General features: G+C 71.0%; 18 protein-coding genes. 14 read left to right on the forward strand and 4 right to left on the reverse strand.

What is annotated here, in order from left to right:
• Window positions 1-50 precede the first annotated feature (50 nt).
• Together rsmA and ACFV2X_RS22290 are read left to right on the forward strand one after the other, a co-directional pair.
• The gene (gene rsmA / locus ACFV2X_RS22285; RefSeq protein WP_385619056.1) at window positions 51-980 is read left to right on the forward strand and encodes a 16S rRNA (adenine(1518)-N(6)/adenine(1519)-N(6))-dimethyltransferase RsmA; all 930 of its coding nucleotides are present in this window, start codon (window positions 51-53) and stop codon (window positions 978-980) included.
• On the forward strand, window positions 977-1903 hold the full coding sequence (locus ACFV2X_RS22290; protein WP_385619058.1) for a 4-(cytidine 5'-diphospho)-2-C-methyl-D-erythritol kinase: 927 nt from the start codon (window positions 977-979) through the stop codon (window positions 1901-1903). Before rsmA ends, ACFV2X_RS22290 begins: the two co-directional genes overlap by 4 nt.
• 65 nt (window positions 1904-1968) lie before the next feature.
• Here ACFV2X_RS22290 and ACFV2X_RS22295 read toward each other — a convergent pair whose 3' ends face one another.
• Window positions 1969-2409, reverse strand: coding sequence for a hypothetical protein (locus ACFV2X_RS22295; RefSeq protein WP_385619060.1), 441 nt, complete (start codon window positions 2407-2409; stop codon window positions 1969-1971).
• Window positions 2410-2606: 197 nt separating this feature from the next.
• Here ACFV2X_RS22295 and ACFV2X_RS22300 point away from each other — a divergent pair, with 197 nt between their 5' ends.
• From ACFV2X_RS22300 to ACFV2X_RS22315, 4 genes are all read left to right on the forward strand, one after another.
• The gene (locus ACFV2X_RS22300; RefSeq protein ID WP_385619062.1) at window positions 2607-4430 is read left to right on the forward strand and encodes an ABC-F family ATP-binding cassette domain-containing protein; all 1824 of its coding nucleotides are present in this window, start codon (window positions 2607-2609) and stop codon (window positions 4428-4430) included.
• Between the two features lie 213 nt (window positions 4431-4643).
• On the forward strand, window positions 4644-6548 hold the full coding sequence (locus tag ACFV2X_RS22305) for a hypothetical protein (protein WP_385619065.1): 1905 nt from the start codon (window positions 4644-4646) through the stop codon (window positions 6546-6548).
• A gap of 41 nt (window positions 6549-6589) precedes the next feature.
• A complete protein-coding gene (locus ACFV2X_RS22310) occupies window positions 6590-6715 on the forward strand; it encodes a hypothetical protein (RefSeq protein ID WP_385619068.1) in 126 nt (41 codons plus the stop codon).
• 217 nt (window positions 6716-6932) lie between these two features.
• Entirely contained in the window at window positions 6933-7628 is a 696-nt protein-coding gene (locus ACFV2X_RS22315; protein WP_385619071.1) for a LuxR C-terminal-related transcriptional regulator, read from the forward strand.
• A gap of 1 nt (window position 7629) precedes the next feature.
• Here ACFV2X_RS22315 and ACFV2X_RS22320 read toward each other — a convergent pair whose 3' ends face one another.
• Both ACFV2X_RS22320 and ACFV2X_RS22325 read right to left on the reverse strand, forming a co-directional pair.
• Window positions 7630-7965, reverse strand: a complete 336-nt coding sequence (locus tag ACFV2X_RS22320; protein ID WP_385619073.1) for a hypothetical protein — start codon at window positions 7963-7965, stop codon at window positions 7630-7632.
• Between the two features lie 46 nt (window positions 7966-8011).
• Entirely contained in the window at window positions 8012-9682 is a 1671-nt protein-coding gene (locus ACFV2X_RS22325; protein WP_385619075.1) for a sodium:solute symporter family protein, read from the reverse strand.
• A 185-nt stretch (window positions 9683-9867) separates the two neighbouring features.
• Between ACFV2X_RS22325 and galT the strand changes: the two genes are divergently transcribed.
• From galT to ACFV2X_RS22345, 4 genes are all read left to right on the forward strand, one after another.
• On the forward strand, window positions 9868-10911 hold the full coding sequence (gene galT, locus ACFV2X_RS22330; protein ID WP_385619077.1) for a galactose-1-phosphate uridylyltransferase: 1044 nt from the start codon (window positions 9868-9870) through the stop codon (window positions 10909-10911).
• Entirely contained in the window at window positions 10908-11882 is a 975-nt protein-coding gene (gene galE / locus ACFV2X_RS22335) for a UDP-glucose 4-epimerase GalE (RefSeq protein ID WP_385619080.1), read from the forward strand. The genes galT and galE overlap by 4 nt, the downstream gene beginning before the upstream one ends.
• A gap of 16 nt (window positions 11883-11898) precedes the next feature.
• The gene (gene galK / locus ACFV2X_RS22340) at window positions 11899-13098 is read left to right on the forward strand and encodes a galactokinase (protein WP_385619082.1); all 1200 of its coding nucleotides are present in this window, start codon (window positions 11899-11901) and stop codon (window positions 13096-13098) included.
• 339 nt (window positions 13099-13437) lie between these two features.
• Window positions 13438-14328, forward strand: a complete 891-nt coding sequence (locus ACFV2X_RS22345; protein WP_385619084.1) for a LuxR C-terminal-related transcriptional regulator — start codon at window positions 13438-13440, stop codon at window positions 14326-14328.
• Here ACFV2X_RS22345 and ACFV2X_RS22350 read toward each other — a convergent pair.
• Window positions 14287-14784 carry a MarR family winged helix-turn-helix transcriptional regulator gene (locus tag ACFV2X_RS22350; protein ID WP_089505207.1) on the reverse strand — a complete coding sequence of 166 codons (498 nt, stop codon included), beginning with the start codon at window positions 14782-14784 and terminating at the stop codon, window positions 14287-14289. The two genes, ACFV2X_RS22345 and ACFV2X_RS22350, sit on opposite strands and share 42 nt — an antisense overlap.
• Before the next feature lie 123 nt (window positions 14785-14907).
• Here ACFV2X_RS22350 and ACFV2X_RS22355 point away from each other — a divergent pair, with 123 nt between their 5' ends.
• The 4 genes from ACFV2X_RS22355 to ACFV2X_RS22370 all read left to right on the forward strand — a co-directional run bounded on the left by ACFV2X_RS22355 (window position 14908) and on the right by ACFV2X_RS22370 (window position 17779).
• Window positions 14908-15729 carry a trans-aconitate 2-methyltransferase gene (locus tag ACFV2X_RS22355; protein WP_385619086.1) on the forward strand — a complete coding sequence of 274 codons (822 nt, stop codon included), beginning with the start codon at window positions 14908-14910 and terminating at the stop codon, window positions 15727-15729.
• On the forward strand, window positions 15729-16109 hold the full coding sequence (locus ACFV2X_RS22360) for a VOC family protein (protein ID WP_385619089.1): 381 nt from the start codon (window positions 15729-15731) through the stop codon (window positions 16107-16109). Before ACFV2X_RS22355 ends, ACFV2X_RS22360 begins: the two co-directional genes overlap by 1 nt.
• 108 nt (window positions 16110-16217) lie before the next feature.
• Window positions 16218-16862 carry a Uma2 family endonuclease gene (locus ACFV2X_RS22365; RefSeq protein WP_385619091.1) on the forward strand — a complete coding sequence of 215 codons (645 nt, stop codon included), beginning with the start codon at window positions 16218-16220 and terminating at the stop codon, window positions 16860-16862.
• A 122-nt stretch (window positions 16863-16984) separates the two neighbouring features.
• Window positions 16985-17779 carry an SDR family NAD(P)-dependent oxidoreductase gene (locus ACFV2X_RS22370; protein WP_385619093.1) on the forward strand — a complete coding sequence of 265 codons (795 nt, stop codon included), beginning with the start codon at window positions 16985-16987 and terminating at the stop codon, window positions 17777-17779.
• Window positions 17780-17876 lie beyond the last annotated feature (97 nt).

Here is a 17876-nt window from a genome sequence, read left to right on the forward strand (position 1 = left end):
CGGGCAGTTCAAGGGCCGTCGGGCAGTTCAAGGGCCGTAAACTTGCGCCGGTGAGCTCCACCGACGCAGGCGCCCTGCTGGGCCCCGCCGATATCCGCGAACTGGCCGCCCGGCTCGGCGTACGCCCCACCAAGCAGCGCGGCCAGAACTTCGTCATCGACGCCAACACGGTCCGCCGGATCGTCCGGACCGCCGACGTCCGGCCCGACGACGTGGTCGTCGAGGTCGGCCCGGGGCTCGGCTCGCTGACCCTGGCCCTCCTGGAGGCCGCCGACCGGGTCACGGCCGTCGAGATCGACGACGTGCTCGCGGCGGCCCTCCCCGCGACGGTCCAGGAGCGGCTGCCCGGCCGCGCGGACCGCTTCGCGCTCGTCCACTCCGACGCCCTGCACATCACGGAGCTGCCCGGCCCCGCGCCCACCGCGCTGGTCGCCAACCTCCCGTACAACGTCGCGGTCCCGGTGCTGCTGCATATGCTCGACCGCTTCCCCACCATCGAGCGGACCCTCGTCATGGTCCAGGCCGAGGTCGCCGACCGGCTCGCGGCGGCGCCCGGCTCCAAGGTGTACGGCGTGCCGTCGGTGAAGGCCGCCTGGTACGCCGAGGTGAAGCGCGCCGGGGCGATCGGCCGCAATGTGTTCTGGCCCGCGCCGAACGTCGACTCCGGCCTCGTCTCCCTCGTCCGCCGCTCCGCCCCGCTCCGCACCACCGCCACCAAGGACCAGGTCTTCCGGGTGATCGACGCGGCCTTCGCCCAGCGCCGCAAGACGCTCCGGGCGGCCCTCGCGGGCTGGGCCGGATCCGCCGCGGCGGCGGAGGCCGCGCTGACGGCGGCCGGGATCTCGCCCCAGGCGCGGGGCGAGGCGCTGACGGTCGAGCAGTTCGCGGCGATCGCGGAGCAGGCTGCCCTGATCGCGGAGCAGGCTGCCATGACCGACGAACATCCTCCGACAGACACCCCTGGGAGCAACCAGCCGTGACCCGATCCGTGACCGCCCGCGTGCCCGCGAAGGTCAATGTCCAGCTCGCGGTCGGCGGCCTTCGGCCGGACGGCTTCCACGACCTGGCCAATGTCTTCCTCGCGGTGGGGCTGTACGACGAGGTCACCGCCACCCCGGCCGACGAGCTGCGGATCACCGTCTCCGGCGCGGACGCGGACAGCGTGCCGCTCGACCGCAGCAACCTCGCCGCCCGCGCCGCCCTCGCGCTCGCCGAGCGGCACGGCGTCGAGCCCCGGGTCCAGCTGCACATCGACAAGGACATCCCGGTGGCCGGCGGCATGGCGGGCGGCAGCGCGGACGCCGCCGGGGCGCTGGTGGCGTGCGACGCGCTGTGGGGCACGGCGGCCTCCCGTGCCGAACTGCTGGAAATCTGCGCGGAGTTGGGCAGCGATGTGCCGTTCAGCCTGGTCGGCGGGGCCGCCCTGGGCCGGGGGCGGGGCGAACTGCTGACCCCGCTGGAGACCGGCGGCACCTTCCACTGGGCGTTCGCCGTGGCCGAGGGTGGCCTGTCCACCCCCGCCGTCTACCGCGAATGCGACCGGCTGCGCGCCGCCGAAGGCCAGGGGGCCACGGTGGACGACGTACCCGACCCCGAGCCGTCCGCGGCCCTCCTGGAGGCGCTGCGCACCGCGGATGCCGCCGCGCTCGCCGCCGCCGTGACCAACGACCTCCAGCCCGCCGCGCTGTCCCTGCGGCCCGCCCTGGCCGACACGCTGCGCGCGGGCACCGACGCGGGCGCCCTCGCCGCGCTGGTCTCCGGCTCCGGCCCGACCTGTGCGTTCCTGGCCGAGGACGCGGAAGCGGCCGCCGCCGTGGCGAAGGCCCTGGCCGCCTCGGGCACCTGCCGTGCCGTACGGGTGGCCACGGGGCCGGCGGCGGGGGCGGCCGTCGTGCGCGGATGACCCGGGGGGGCAGCGGACGACCCCGGGGTTCAGCGGATGCCCCGGGATGTCGCCGGCCCGGAGGGTCAGCGGATGATCAGCAGGTTCACCAGCCAGGCGATACCGAGCGCCGCCAGCGACGCGCCCCACACCGCGCGGCCGAGCAGACGGCGGGAGAAGGCCCCCCAGGTGCCGGCCAGCGCGGCGACCAGCGAGGTGTAGACGGCGATGTAGACGGCGGTGTCCTGGCCGGCGTCGGTGCAGATGAAACGGGTGTCGTCGACGCCGCAGTCCGACCCGGCGGACATCGAGAGCATGGGCAGGAACATGAGGGTCAGCCCGGCGCTGAGCCACACCACCCCGACCGCCACCGCCCGGATGGCCCTCAGCCTGCGCTCCGCCCGCTGCTGTGCCCGCTGCTCCGCGGCGGCCCGCTCCGCCTCGGCCGCTCTCGCCTGGGCCAGCTCCTGCTCCCGGTCCGCCTCGATCGTGCCCCCACCGGCCCACAGGCTCCTCGCGTGATCCATGGCAGAGGACGCTAGGAGCGAGATCACCCGCGTGACATCCGTACGGATACTCAGACGGGCTACCTATCGCCGGGTAATCACCGCGGCTGTACTGGCGTCGTAACATCAGCGGCTCCGCCGTGGGCACACCGGCGCGCCCGGACCGCTTCGCGTGGCGACTACCCTGGGATGCCGATCGATCCGTGTACAGGAGTGTGATGGCCACCAACTTGGTCAACGTCGAAGCCGTCGGCAAGGTATACGGCACCCGGGCGCTGCTCGACGGCATCTCCCTCGGGGTGAACGAGGGCGACCGGATCGGCGTCGTCGGCCGCAACGGTGACGGCAAGACCACCCTGATCCGGATTCTCGCCAAACTGGAGCCCGCCGACACCGGCCGCGTCACCCACTCCGGGGATCTGCGGCTCGGCGTGCTCACCCAGCACGACTCGCTGGACCCCGCGGCCACCGTCCGCCACGAGGTCATCGGCGATCTCGCCGATCACGAGTGGGCGGGCAACGCCAAGATCCGGGACGTGCTGACCGGCCTGTTCGGCGGGCTCGACCTGCCCGGCTTCACTCAGGGCCTGGACACTGTCATCGGCCCGCTCTCCGGTGGCGAGCGCCGCCGGATCGCGCTCGCCAAGCTGCTCATCGCCGAGCAGGACCTGATCGTCCTGGACGAGCCGACCAACCACCTCGACGTCGAGGGCATCTCCTGGCTGGCCGCCCATCTGCGGGCGCGGCGCTCGGCGTTGGTGGTGGTCACCCACGACCGCTGGTTCCTGGACCAGGTCTGCACCCGGATGTGGGATGTGCAGCGTGGCGCGGTCCATGAGTACGAGGGCGGCTACAGCGACTATGTGTTCGCCCGCGCCGAGCGGGAGCGCATCGCCGCCAGCGAGGAGGCCAAGCGGCAGAACCTGGTCCGCAAGGAGCTGGCCTGGCTGCGCCGCGGCGCCCCGGCCCGTACCAGCAAGCCCCGCTTCCGTATCGAGGCGGCGAACGCGCTGATCGCGGATGTGCCGCCGCCCCGCGACTCCGCGGAGCTGATGAAGTTCGCGAACTCGCGCCTGGGCAAGACCGTCTTCGATCTGGAGGACGTGACCGTCCAGGCAGGACCGAAGGTGCTGCTGACCCATCTGACCTGGCAGCTGGGGCCCGGCGACCGGATCGGCCTGGTGGGCGTGAACGGCTCGGGGAAGACCTCGCTGCTGCGGGCCATGGCCGAGGCGGCCGACAGCGACGGCGAGCGGCAGCCGGTGGGCGGCCGGGTGGTGGTCGGCCGGACCGTCAAGCTGGCGTATCTGTCGCAGGAGGTCGCGGAGCTGGACCCGACCTGGCGGGTGCTGGAGGCCGTGGAGCAGGTCAGGCAGCGGGTGGACCTGGGCAAGGGGCGGGAGATGACCGCCTCGCAGCTGTGCGAGAAATTCGGCTTCACCAAGGAGCGGCAGTGGACGCCGGTCGGCGACCTCTCCGGCGGCGAGCGGCGCCGGCTCCAGGTGCTGCGGCTGCTGATGGACGAGCCGAACGTGCTGTTCCTCGACGAGCCGACGAACGACCTCGACATCGAGACGCTGACCCAGCTGGAGGATCTGCTCGACGGCTGGCCCGGCTCGCTCGTGGTGATCAGCCACGACCGGTACTTCATCGAGCGGACGACGGACCGGGTCTTCGCGCTGCTGGGCGACGCGACGATGCGGATGCTGCCGCGCGGCGTCGACGAGTACCTGGAGCGGCGTCAGCGCGTGCGGTCCGCCGCGGCGTCGGCCCCCGTGGCGCCCGGACGGCAGAAGGCCGCGGAACAGCCGGGCCCGGCGCAGAAGTCGGCGGCCGAGCAGCGCGCCGCGAAGAAGGAGCTCCAGAAGATCGAGCGGCGTCTGGACCGCATCGGCGAGCAGGAGACCGAGCTGCACGAGCGGATCGCCGAGCATGCCACGGACTTCGAGAAGGTCGCGGAGCTCGACGCGCGGCTGCGGGAGTTGACGGGCGAGCGGGAGGAACTGGAGACCCACTGGCTGGAACTCGCCGAGGACGTCTAGGGCAACGGTCGCGTCACAGGCCGGTCTCAGCTGGTCGATGAGGCTGAGACCGGCCCTTGGCATGACAGGGCCGGGTGATACAAAGAACTCCCGCTTGTCGGCCGCTCACTGGCGGGTTTTGTGTCCGATTCGCTCCTTCCTGGAGGGCTTTGACCCCTGGGAATCGCGGGGGAGGTCGATCGGTTCACGGGCCCGCGTACAAAGGAACACCTCATGTCTCAGCCGCCTCCGCCGCCCAATCAGCCGCCGCAGGGTGGCTTCGGCGCACCGCAGGACCCCTCGTACGGTTATCCGCAGCAGCCCCCGGGGCAGCCGCCCGCCCAGCCGGGCTACGGCTATCCGCAGGCGCCGGGCCAGCCGCCGCAGGCTCCCCAGACCCCGCCGCCCCCACCCGGCCCGGCAGCGCCGCCCCCACCCGGCCCGGCAGCGCCGCCCCCACCCGGCCCGCCCGGCGTACCCCAGACTCCGCCGTCGGGCATGCCCCAGACGCCCCCGCAGGGCGCCGGCGGTTACGGCTATCCGCCGCAGCAGCCGCAGTCCGTGCACGCTCAGCCGACGCAGGTGGGCATGCCCGCGGCGTACCCGTCCGGCCAGCAGCCGCAGTACGGATACCCGCCCCAGGGCCCGTACCCGCCCCAGAACCCCTACCCGGGTGCGACGCCGGGCGGCGGCCAGGGCGGCGGCAACAAGTCCAAGCAGCGCATGATGATCATCGTCAGCGCGGTGGTCGCGGTCGCGCTGATCGTCGGCGGCGGAATCTTCTTCGCCACCAAGGGCGACGGCGGCAGCGACGACCAGGCCAAGGACCCCAAGGACAAGAAGCAGAGCCAGGAATCCACTTCGGGCACGACGGGCGGCAAGGACGTGCCCGCGCCCGAGACCGTCGACGCGAAGCTGATCAACAAGATCGACATGCCGAAGGTGAGTGACCAGATCACCACCGAGGGCATGTGGGTCACCGACGACACCTTCGTGAAGGCCGACGTCTACAAGGTCGTCGGCTATCCGCTGGACGGCGGAAGCCCGAAGTGGACCATCCCGCTGGCGGGCGAGATCTGCTGGTCCTCGGACCACGTCAGCGAGAACGGCCTGACGACGGTCCTCTTCCAGGAGGCCAAGCCCTCCAAGAAGGACAAGTACCCCTCCTGCACGGAGGTCGGGCTGCTCGACCTGAACAACGGCAAGATGCTCTGGCAGAAGCATGTGACCGGCGACTACGACAAGCTGTCCTTCGACGAGGTGACCCTGGGCGGCGGCACCGTCGCCGCGGGCGGCACCAGGGGCGGCGCGGCCTGGTCGCTCGACGGCAAGCTGCTGTGGAAGCCGCAGGAGGGCGAGGACTGTGAGGACGCCGGCTACGCGGGCGGCGGCGACAAGCTGGTCGCGGTGCGCCAGTGCGGCGAGTACGACAACCCGCAGATCCAGGTGCAGACGCTGAACCCGAAGAACGGCAAGATCAAGTCCAGCTACAAGGTCTCGCCCGGTCTGGACTACGTCCACGTCCTGTCCACCGACCCGCTGATCGTCGGCCTCGACGCGGGTGACTCGACGGGTGCCGCGGTCTCCGACTTCCTGACGATCGACGACAGCGGCAAGGTGGGCAAGGTCGTCAGCAAGATCTCCACGGAGGGCGGCAAGTACGTCGCCGAGTGTGAGTCGACCAATGTCGAGGGCTGCAAGTTGGCCGTCGTCAGCAAGTCGGCGGACGCTCTGTTCATGGGGTCCGAGGAGCGCTCCAGCTCGTCGTCCGGCACGGTGAACGAGGTCGTCGCCTTCAGCCTGAAGACCGGCAAGGCGATCGGCAAGACCGACGGCGTCGAGGGTGCGGGGCTGACCCCGCTGGGCCTGGACAAGGACGGCTACGTCGTCGCCTACCAGGAGTCCACCTATGACGCGGGCGGCGCGGTCTGGCGGATCGATCCCAAGTCGTACAAGAAGGACAAGCTGCTGCAGAACCAGGTCGCCGATCGCGAGATGGAGTCCAACTTCAGCGCGAAGTACAACGAGGTCATCTACGCGGACCAGCGGCTCTACATGAGCGACAAGTACGCCACCAAGCCCTCTGGCAGCTACGACAAGGACGACCCGCTCGCCGCGATCTTCGGCGCGGGCAGCTGACTGGCCCTCTTTTTCAAGGGCTCGGTTCGGGAAGACGGGCCATGGGCCCCGGCGGCCCCGCCCCGTACGGTACGTACGTATGGGGCGGGGCCGCCGACGTTGCCGCCCGCGCATGCGCGGGCGGCCGGGCGGGGGCGCTGTACCGGTCCGATTCGGACGCCAAGTAGGTGTCAAGTAGGCGCGAATGGCCGGGATTTCGGCATTCCGGGGGGCTTCTTCCGGGTAAGGGGCCCATGACGTCGAACAAGCGTGTAGCTTCCCGGGGCAAGGGAGTCCAGGGCCTCTGTGTGGGGCCCGGCAGTCGAGGGGGTGCCGGCGCGGACGGCGGGACTGAGCGGCCGGTGAGCGGCCGGGACTTGGTGCCTGAGCGGATGGGGGGAGCTCGTGGGCGTGCGACTCATGGTGGTCGATGACCACCGTCTGCTCGCCGAGGCGCTTGCCTCGGCGTTGAAGCTGCGCGGGCACCGGGTGCTCGCGGCGGCCGCGCCGAGCGCGGGGGCGGCGGAGCTGGTGGTGAGCCGGGCACCGGAGGTGTGCCTGTTGGGCACGGCGGCGCCCGCCGAGCCCGGGGCCTTCGAACCGGTCATACGGATAAAGAAGGAGCGGCCCCAGGTCGCCGTGGTAGTGCTGGGCCCGGTGCCGAGCCCGCGCGGCATAGCGGCCGCGTTCGCGGCCGGGGCGTCCGGCTATGTGCGCCACGACGAGCGCATCGAGGGCGTCGAGCGGGCGATGGTGAAGGCGCGCGCGGGGGAGGCCGCCGTGGCGCCGCAGCTGCTGCAGGGCGCGTTCGCCGAACTGCTGAACCCGGCGGCCCAGCCGGACGACGAGGGCTCCCGGCTGCTGCGGATGCTCACCCCCCGCGAGGTGGAGGTGCTGGTCCGGGTCGCGGACGGCGAGGACACCAGGCTGATCGCCGCGGGCATGGGGATCGCGTCCAGCACGGCGCGTACGCATGTCCAGCGGGTGCTGATGAAGCTGGGGGTGGGGTCCCGGCTGGAGGCCGCGGCCCTGGCCGCGCGTACGGGGCTGCTGGACCGGGCGGCGACCCACCAGACCCACCAGCCGCCGCCCTCGCCGTGACTCAGCTGCCGCCCGCGTTCGGACCTTTCTCGTGCGACGTGGGCGGCGTAGGCGGCTCGGGCGCGGGGTGCGGCGGGGCGGCGGGGCGCAGCCTCAGCCAGAGCAGGAACAGCAGCCCGAGGACGAGCATGCACACGCCCGTCCAGAGGTTGATGTTGATGTTCTCGGCCTTCTTCAGGTCCGCGTCCGAGACGGTGATCCCGGCGAGGGTGACCATGATCCCGTAGATCACGAACAGCCCGCCGATGATCCGCCGTACGTCGAAGAGCCGGGCCGCGGACGCCGACTTGCCCTCGAGTTCCTCGACCTGGTGCTGGTACTCGTATTCGTCGCTCATGACTCGGGCCTGCCTTCAGGAGACACAGGAGACAACGGGAAGAAGGTCACAGGGAGAACGGCACATAGCACAGCGCCGCCAGCACGATCGCGCCCCAGCCCAGCAGCGCCGGCCGGCGGTACCAGGCCTCGTCGCCGACGGCCGGCGGTTCGGCCATACCGGGGGAGGTGGTCCCGTAGACCAGCCCGGCCAGCGACTCCACCGGCTTGGGCTTGGTGAACAGGGAGACGGTCACCATCACCACGCCGCCGACCACGAACGCCACGATCGCCGAGACGAAGTTGGCCCCCTGGTCGCTGGGGATGGAGATCACCTGTGCCTTGTAGAGCCAGAAATAGTTGATCATCGCGGCCACGGTCCCGGAGAGCAGCCCCCAGAACCCGGCCGCGGCCGTGGCCCGCCGCCAGAACATGCCGATGATGAAGACGCAGAACAGCGGCACGTTGAAGAACGAGAACAGGGTCTGCAGATAGTTCATGATGTTGCTGAACGAGGACGCGATGACGGCCGTCCCCATGCCGCACACCACACCGATCGCCGTCACCACGCGCCCGGTCAGCAGGTAGTGCTCGTCCGAGCGGCCTCTGCGTACATACGCCGCCCAGATGTCGTTGGTGAAGACGGTGTTGAAGGACGAGACGTTGGCCGCCATGCCCGCCATGAAGGCGGCGAGCAGACCGGTCACCGCGATGCCCAGCACGCCGTTGGGCAGCAGATCGCGCATCAGCAGCGGGATCGCGTCGTTGTACTGCAGCCCGCTCTTCTTGGTGCCCAGGCCCGGCTCGATGACCAGCGCGATCAGCCCGGGGACGACCACGATCAGCGGGATGAACATCTTGGGGTAGGCGGCGATCAGCGGGGTGCGCTGGGCGGCGGAGAGGTTTCGGGCGGACAGGGCGCGCTGCACCTCGGCGAAGTTGGTGGTCCAGTAGCCGAAGCTGAGGCAGAAGCCGAGGCCGAGCACGATGGTCAGCCAGTTGGCGCCCAGCGGGTTGGCGGAGCCGATACCGGTGCCGCCCCAGGCGGAGGTGAAGTTCTCGCCGTATCTGTCGTTGAGCGAGTCGGCCAGTCCGCCGAAGCCGCCGACCCGCTTGAGGCCGACGACGGTGAGCGGGATCAGGGCGGCCAGGATGACGAAGAACTGCAGCACCTCGTTGTAGATCGCCGAGGAGAGCCCGCCGAGGGTGATGTAGGCCAGGACGAAGAGGCCCGCGACCACGATGGCCACCCACTGCGGCCAGCCCAGCAGCGCCTCGACCACGATCGCCAGCGCGTAGAGGTTGACGCCCGCGATCAGTACGGACGCCACCGAGAAGATGATCGAGCTGAGCAGATGCGAGGCGGGCCCGTACCGGTGCAGCAGGAACTCGGGGACGGACCGCACCTTGGAGCCGTAGTAGAAGGGCATCATGACCAGGCCGAGGAAGACCATGGCCGGGATGGCGCCGACCCAGTACCAGTGCACGGTGTAGACGCCGTACTGCGCGCCGTTGGCCGCCATGCCGAGGATTTCCAGGGCGCCCAGATTGGCGGCGACGAAGGCGAGGCCGGTCACCCAGGCGGGCAGGGAGCGGCCGGACAGGAAGAAGTCGAGGCTTGTCTTGATGCTCGCTCTGGCGGCGAATCCGACGCCCAGGACGACGACGAAGTAGAGGATGAGAATGGAGTAGTCGAGTGCGTTGGTGGGGAGCCGGAGCCCTTCGGCCAGACAGTGCATACGTGACTCGCTTCATCGCCGGAACGGAACGCACCAGAAACGTGCGGCGAAGGTATCCGAATTCTCCTGCTTTGTCCGGTCACCTTCACACTCATTGACGCGACTGTTGAGTTGTGGTTCATTGTGTTCGGTTGTGTTGAGTGACAGCCATTGGTTAACCCATGGCACTGACAGGAGTTGGCGGAGTGAAGAAGACGGCGACGCGGCTCGCGGACGGACGCGAGCTGATCTACTACGACGCACGCGACGACGCGGTGCGCGACGCCGTCGACCCGCGGCCCCTGGACCCCATCGCCACCAGCTCCGAGATCCGCCATGACCGTCTGCTCGGCGACAGCGTCGCGGTCGCCTCGCACCGCCAGGGCCGCACCTACCACCCGCCGGCCGACGAATGCCCGCTGTGCCCCTCCCGCGAGGGCCGGCACAGCGAGATTCCCGCCGCCGACTACGACGTCGTGGTCTTCGAGAACCGCTTCCCCTCGCTGGCCGGGGACTCGGGCCGGTGCGAGGTCGTCTGCTTCACCTCCGACCACGATGCCTCCTTCGCCGATCTCACCGTCGAACAGGCCGCCCTCGTACTGGAGGCATGGACCGACCGGACCGCCGAACTGGCCCAGCTCCCCTCCGTGGAGCAGGTCTTCTGCTTCGAGAACCGCGGCAAGGAGATCGGCGTCACCCTCGGCCACCCTCATGGGCAGATCTACGGGTATCCCTTCACCACGCCTCGTACACAACTGATGCTGCGCTCGCTCGCCGAGCACCGTGAGCGCACCGGCCGCAATCTCTTCGACGACGTGATCGCCGACGAGCGGGCCGACGGGCGGCGCATCGTCATGGACGGCGAGCACTGGATCGCCTTTGTGCCGTACGCCGCCCACTGGCCGTACGAGGTGCACCTCTATCCCAAGCGGCGCGTCCCCGACCTCCGTGACCTCGACGAAGGCGCGCGCACAGAGTTTCCACAGATGTATCTGGAACTCTTGAAGCGCTTCGACCGGATTTTCGGTGAAGGTGAGCCGCCGACGCCGTACATCGCGGCCTGGCACCAGGCGCCGTTCAGCATCGCGGACCGGGGTGATTTCGCACTTCACCTCGAGCTTTTCACCATCCGCCGCACTTCCGGCAAGCTGAAGTTTCTCGCGGGTTCCGAATCCGGCATGAATGTGTTCATCAACGATGTGCCGCCGGAGGCCGCGGCCGAGCGACTGCGAGAGGTAGCGAGCAAGTGAGCAATGCGCAGCAGAGGAAGTACCTGGTTACCGGCGGTGCCGGCTATGTCGGCAGCGTGGTCGCGGCGCATCTGCTGGAGGCCGGTCACCGGGTGACCGTGCTGGACGATCTGTCCACCGGGCACCGCGCCGGGGTGCCGGAGGGCGCGGAGTTCATCGAGGGGCGCATTCAGGACGCCGCCAAGTGGCTGGACCCCTCCTTCGACGGCGTACTGCACTTCGCGGCCTTCTCGCAGGTCGGCGAGTCCGTCATCAACCCGGAGAAGTACTGGGTCAACAATGTCGGCGGCACCACGGAACTGCTCGCGGCGATGCGCGAGGCGGGCGTGCGCAAGCTCGTCTTCTCCTCCACCGCGGCCACCTACGGCGAGCCGGAGCAGGTCCCGATCACCGAGGGCGCCCCGACCGCGCCGACCAACCCGTACGGGGCCACCAAGCTCGCCGTCGACCACATGATCAGCGGGGAGTGCGCGGCGCACGGCCTGGCGGCGGTGAGCCTGCGGTACTTCAACGTCGCGGGCGCCTACGGGGCGTACGGCGAGCGGCACGACCCCGAGTCGCACCTCATCCCGCTCGTCCTCCAGGTCGCCCAGGGCCGCCGCGAGGCGATCTCCGTCTACGGCGACGACTACCCCACCCCCGACGGCACCTGTGTGCGCGACTACATCCATGTCGCGGACCTGGCCGACGCCCATCTGCTGGCGCTGGGCGCCGCGACCGAGGGCGAGCACCTGATCTGCAACCTCGGCAACGGCAACGGCTTCTCGGTCCGCGAGGTCATCGAGACCGTACGCAAGGTCACCGGCCACCCGATCCCCGAGGTGAACGCCCCCCGCCGGGGCGGCGACCCGGCGGTCCTGGTGGCCTCGGCCGAGCGGGCCAAGGAGCGCCTTGGCTGGCGCCCGAGCCGCGCCGACCTGGCCGGAATCGTCGCGGACGCCTGGCGGTTCGCACAGCACATCGCACAGTAAGAAGGAGAGTCAGTCCGTGAGTGACAGTGTGAGCGGCCCAGACCGCGCCGCGGAGGGTTTCCGCAAGGTGTTCGGGGCCGAGCCCGAGGGTGTCTGGGCGGCCCCGGGCCGGGTCAATCTGATCGGTGAGCACACCGACTACAACGACGGCTTCGTCATGCCGCTCGCGCTGCCGCACACCTGCCTGGCCGCCGCCCGCGTGCGCACCGACGGCGTGCTGCGGCTGCACTCCGGGGACGCCACGGGCGGGGTCGTCGAGCTGCGCGTCGACGGTCTCGAGCCGGTCGCCGACGACGCGGGCGGCGACCGCGGCGGCTGGGCGGCCTACCCGGCGGGCGTGGTGTGGGCGCTGCGCGACGCGGGGCTGCTCACCGGCGCCGCGGCCGGCGGGGCGGATCTGCACTACACCAGTACGGTGCCGACGGGTGCGGGCCTGTCCTCCTCCGCCGCGCTCGAGGTGGTGACCGCCTCCGCGCTGAACGAGCTGTACGGGCTCGGCCTGGAGCCGCTGCGCATCGCCCAGCTGTCCCAGCGCGCGGAGAACGTCTTCGTCGGCGTCCCCTGCGGAATCATGGACCAGACCGCGTCCGCCTGCTGCACGGACGGGAACGCGCTGTTCCTGGACACCCGTGAGCTGACCCTGCGCCAGGTGCCCTTCGACCTGGCGGCCGAGGGGCTGCGGCTGCTGGTCGTGGACACCCAGGTCAAACACGAGCTGGGGGACGGCGCGTACGCCAACCGGCGCGCCGCGTGCGAGGCGGGTGCGCGGGCGCTCGGGGTGCGGGCTCTGCGCGATGTCGCGTACGAGCGCCTGAACGATGCTCTCGACACGCTCGCCGGCGACGAGACGCTGGTCAGGCGGGTGCGCCATGTGGTGACCGAGAACCACCGGGTGGAGGAGGTCATCGAGCGCCTTGACGCGGGCGCCACTCGGTCGATCGGCCCCATCCTGACCGACGGGCACGCCTCGTGCCGCGACGACTTCGAGATCTCCTGCGCGGAGCTCGACCTGGTCGTGGAGACGGCGAACGCGGCGGGCGCGCTCGGCGCCCGGATGACCGGCGGCGGCTTCGGCGGCTCGGCGATCGTGCTGGTGGAGGAGACGGACGCGGAGGCGGTCGGGAAGGCGGTGACCGAGGCGTTCGCGGCGGCCGGGTACCGGGCCCCGCGGATCTTCCCGGCGGTGCCGAGCGCGGGGGCGCGGCGGCTCGCGTAACAGGCAAGCCTAATCGGCCAGTTGACCGCTCGGCCGATCAAATACCGTACCGATTCGTTGACTTACTCCTCACAACGGAACACGATCCTCACGAGAGCAGGTCAACGTCGGTGCGCCGACGGTCAGTTTTGCCGAAATTCACCCCCGGTGTCGGACTCCGGCCGTACGCTGTGCACAGCGTCGGTGGGGGCCGACGCGTATCAGGGGGCGAGACAGGCAGGTACGACGCCCGGGGTGGGGTAGTGATCAGCACGGCGGCGGCCGTGCGGTTGCGGCGACCCTCGCACCGGGCGCCGTACCCGCACTGGGTTTTCCGTATCCGGCGACGTGGGGGGTTCCGTGGCACGTATTCGGGTTCTCGTGGTCGATGACCATCGCATTTTCGCCGAGTCGCTGGCGGCCGCCCTCGCGGCGGAGCAGGACGTGGAGGTCGCGGCGGCCGGCAGCGGTCCGGCGGCGCTGCGCTGTCTGGAGCGCGGGGCGTCCGAGGGGCGCCGCTTCGATGTGATGCTGGTCGACGCGGATTTGGGCGGAGGGGCAAGGGGGGCCGTCGGCATCCCGCCACAGCCGCTGCCCGCATCCGCCGAATCGCTGATGAGCGGCGCGCCGACGGGCCATGGGGCCGTGGGCGGCGGATCGCTCACCGGCGGGGCCGTCGGCGGCGGGGTCGCGAACGGTCGCGCGGCGCCCGGCCGGATGGCGAGCGGCCGGACGGTGGACGGCATCTCGCTGGTCGGCGGGGTCCGCTCGGCACAGCCGGGCGTGCGTACGGTGGTGCTGGCGGAGCGCGACGACCCGCGCCGGGCGGCGGCGGCCCTGCAGGCCGGGGCGTGCGGCTGGGTCGCCAAGGACTGTTCGCTCTCCCGGCTGCTCGCGGTCATCCGCGGCGTGCTGCGCGACGAGACGCATCTGCCGCCCGCGCTGCTCACCGGCGTGCTGCGGGAGATGACGGCCGCCCGTAAGCACCGCACCGAGAGCGAGCGGCTGGTCGAGTCGCTGACCCCGCGCGAGCGCGAGGTACTGCGCTGCATGGTGGCCGGGCTCGGCCGCAAGGCGGTCGCCGAGCGGCTGTATCTGTCCCCGCACACGGTCCGCACCCATATGCAGAACGTGCTGGGCAAGCTCGGCGTGCACTCCACCCTGGCGGCCGTGGCCCTGGCCCGCCGCGCCGGGGTCGGCCCGGTCGATCTAGCCGGGGAGATTGTCGAACGGGGCGGTCAGCTGGCGTAGCAGCGCGGCCAGTTCGGCCCGCTGCGCCTGGGACAGCTCGGCGAGGATGGCGTGCTCCTGGTCGAGCAGCCCGGCGAGCGCCTGATCGGCGCGGTCGCGCCCCTCGTCGGTCAGCCGCACCAGCACCCCGCGCCGGTCGCTGGGGTCGGGCAGCCGCTCGACGAGGCCCTTCTTCGCCAGCCGGTCGATCCGGTTGGTCATGGTGCCCGAGGTGACCAGGGTCTGGGTGAGCAGCTGCCCCGGCGAGAGCTGATACGGCGTCCCGGCCCGGCGCAGCGACGTCAGCACGTCGAACTCCCAGGGCTCCAGATGGTGCTCGGCGAAGGCGATCCGCCGCGCCCGGTCGAGATGGCGGGCGAGCCTGCTGACGCGGCTGAGCACTTCCAGCGGCTCCACGTCGAGGTCGGGGCGCTCCCGGCGCCACGCCGCGACCAGCCGATCGACCTCGTCCTCCATGACGATCAGTGTAGTTGGTCTGTCGACATGAAGTCTCTTGACATCAAGATACCCCCTGGAGCACCGTAGGCCGGGACGGCAAAGATCGCCGCACACCATGCGTACCTGCCTGGGGGCTTCGTCATGCACTCTTCACCCAACTGGGATCCGCGCCAGTACCTCCGCCACGCGGGCCATCGCACCCGCCCCTTCCTCGACCTCCTCGCCCGTATCCCCGATCTCCCCACCGCCCCCGGCCGCCCGCCCCGCATCGCCGACCTCGGCTGCGGCGCCGGCAATGTCACCGTCCTCCTCTTCGACCGCTGGCCCGACGCCCATGTCACCGGCCTCGACAACTCCGCCGAGATGCTGGAGGCGGCACGCGCCCACACCGCCCCCGAAGGCGGTGGCGGCCTGCTGGACTTCCGCCCCGCCGACGCCGCGCACTGGGTCCCCGAAGAGACCTTCGACCTGATCGTCTCCAACGCGCTGCTCCAGTGGGTCCCCGGCCACGCCGAGTCCTTCCCGGCCTGGGTCGCCGCCCTCCGCCCCGGCGGCACCTTCGCCTTCCAGGTCCCGGGCAACTTCACCGCGCCCAGCCACACGCTGCTGGCCGACCTGTGCGACGCCCCCCACTGGCGAGACCGCCTCTCCACCTACGGCGAACGCCCCGCCCCCGTCCTCGACCCGGCCGCCTACCTGGAGCGCCTGGCCGCCCTCGGCTGCGAGGTCGACGCCTGGGAGACCACCTACATCCAGATGCTGACCGGTACCGACCCCGTCCTCGACTGGGTCAAGGGCACCGCCCTGCGCCCCGTCCTCACCGCCCTCCAGGACGACCCCACGGCCCGCGACGCCTTCCTCACCGAATACGCCGACCTCCTCCGCAAGGCCTACCCGCCGGGCCCGCACGGCACGGCCTTCCCCTTCCGCCGCATCTTCGCCGTCGCCCGTAAGGGGGACTGATGCTCGCCGCGATCGACCATGTGCAGTTGGCCGTCCCGCCAGGCACCGAGGGCGCGCTCCGCACGTACTACGGCGAAGCGCTCGGCATGACCGAGGTCGCCAAGCCTCCCGTCCTGGCGGCCCGCGGCGGTCTGTGGTTCCGATGCGGCCCGGTCCAGCTCCACCTCGGCGTCGAGGAGCACTTCCGGCCGTCGAAGAAGGCCCACCCGGGCCTCCGGGTCACGGACATCGACGCCCTCGCGGCGCGGCTGGCGGAGCGCGGCGCCAAGGTCGTCTGGGATGAGAACCTGCCGGGCCACCGCCGCTTCTACTCCCAGGACCCGGTCGGCAACCGGCTGGAGTTCCTGGAGCCGGTCGCCTGTCCTCACCCAATCGGATGATCGGATGTCGTTCGGGCGGTGGCGGCGCCCCGCGGCGGCATAGCGTCCCGGTGTCGCTTGTGCCGCAGTGGCGCCCGCGCCCACACTTCATGGAGGAGGTGCTTCACGATGACCGCTCTCGCGTACGAGGTGTGCCCCGCCGTGGATGAAGGTTCGCCCTCGGCTTCCGGGCACGAGGCTGTGGCCCTGGACGAGGTTCTGTGGCAGGCGTGGAAGGCCATGGAACTCCCCGAGGGCTACCGGGCCGAGATCATCGAGGAGTCCATCGAGGTGTCGCCCACCGGCCGCCGCCGCCATACTGTGATCATCAACCGTCTCCGCCGGGCTCTGGACGCCCATCTGGCGGATGGTGACCACGCCGCCTACCAAGACGGCAACGTCATCCACCACCGCAAGGTGTGCATCCCCGATCTGTTCATCGCACCCGAGGACCTGGACGAAATCCCCGACGAGGAGGATCTCGGGGTCGACGCGAGCGGTGTCGCGGGTGTCTTCGAGGTGGTCTCGCCCGGCCGCGAAGCCCGGTCGCGTGACAGGGAGCGCAAGCGCCGGGCGTACGCCCGGGCGGGCATCCCGTTGTACGTCATCGTCGACGACTTCGATGGCGACGGGACGGTCACCGTCCTGACCGCCCCCAACCCCGACAAGGTCGACTACGCCGACGAGCACCGCGTCCCGTACGGGACCGACGCGGTCATCCCCGACGGCCCGGCGAAGGGCTTCGTCATCGGCGAGGCGATCGTCAAGCCCTGACGGCGAGCTCACCGACCAGGGCCTCCAGAGGCCAAGGCCGGTCGCTGGGACCTTCCTGCCTGAGCGGCCCGCCTCGCTCGCGCGTGGGCCGCGTGTCAGAGGCCGTGACTAGCCTGCGGGCCATGGACCTTGACCTCGCAGGACGACGCGCGCTGGTGACGGCAAGCAGCGGAGGCATCGGCGCGACCGTGGCACGGATGCTGGTCGACGAGGGGTGCGCGGTGCTGGTGCACGGCCGCGACCCGGGGCGTACGGGCGAGGTCGCGCGGGAACTGCGCGCCGGCGGCGGGACGGTCGAGGTCGTGCTGGGGGACCTCACCGATGACGTGGCTGCCGGGGAGGTGGCCCAACGGGCCCAGGCATGGGGCGTGGACGTGCTGGTCAACAACGCCGGTCCGTTCGCCGAACACGACTGGGAGACCGCGGAGCCAAAGGCGTGGCTGGACGCGGTGAACGGCAACGTGCTCTCCGCGGTGCGGATGATCCGGGCTTTGGTGCCGTCCATGCGCGAGCGTGGCTGGGGGCGGGTCATCAACGTGGGCAGCCGGGCGGCGACGACTCCGCTGCCGAACATGGTCGAGTACTCGGCGGCCAAGGCGGCGGTGGTCAATATGACCACCAGTCTGGCCCGGCACCTCGCCGGGTCCGGGATCACCGCGAACACCGTGAGCCCCGGAGTGATCGTCACCGACGGGGTGCGGCGGATGTTCGAGGAAGGGGCAGCAGCACGGGGCTGGCCTCAGCAGTGGTCGGAGCTGGAACCGCGCGTCGTGGCCGAGTACGCGCCGAACCCGGCGGGGCGACTGGGCACCGGGGAGGACATCGCGGCGGCGGTCGCCTTCTTGGCCAGCCCGCTGGCCGGCTACATCAACGGGATCGACCTGCGCGTCGACGGGGGAATCACCTCGGTGCCGTGAAGCCAAGGTCACGTGCGAGGCACGCTTTGCCGCAGCGCTCCCCCTGAGCTGCGTCTCATGAGACCGTGGATGCGCTGAACAACCACATGGTGGGCCA

The sequence above is a fragment of the Streptomyces sp. NPDC059679 genome (assembly GCF_042734105.1).
GTDB lineage: Bacteria > Actinomycetota > Actinomycetes > Streptomycetales > Streptomycetaceae > Streptomyces.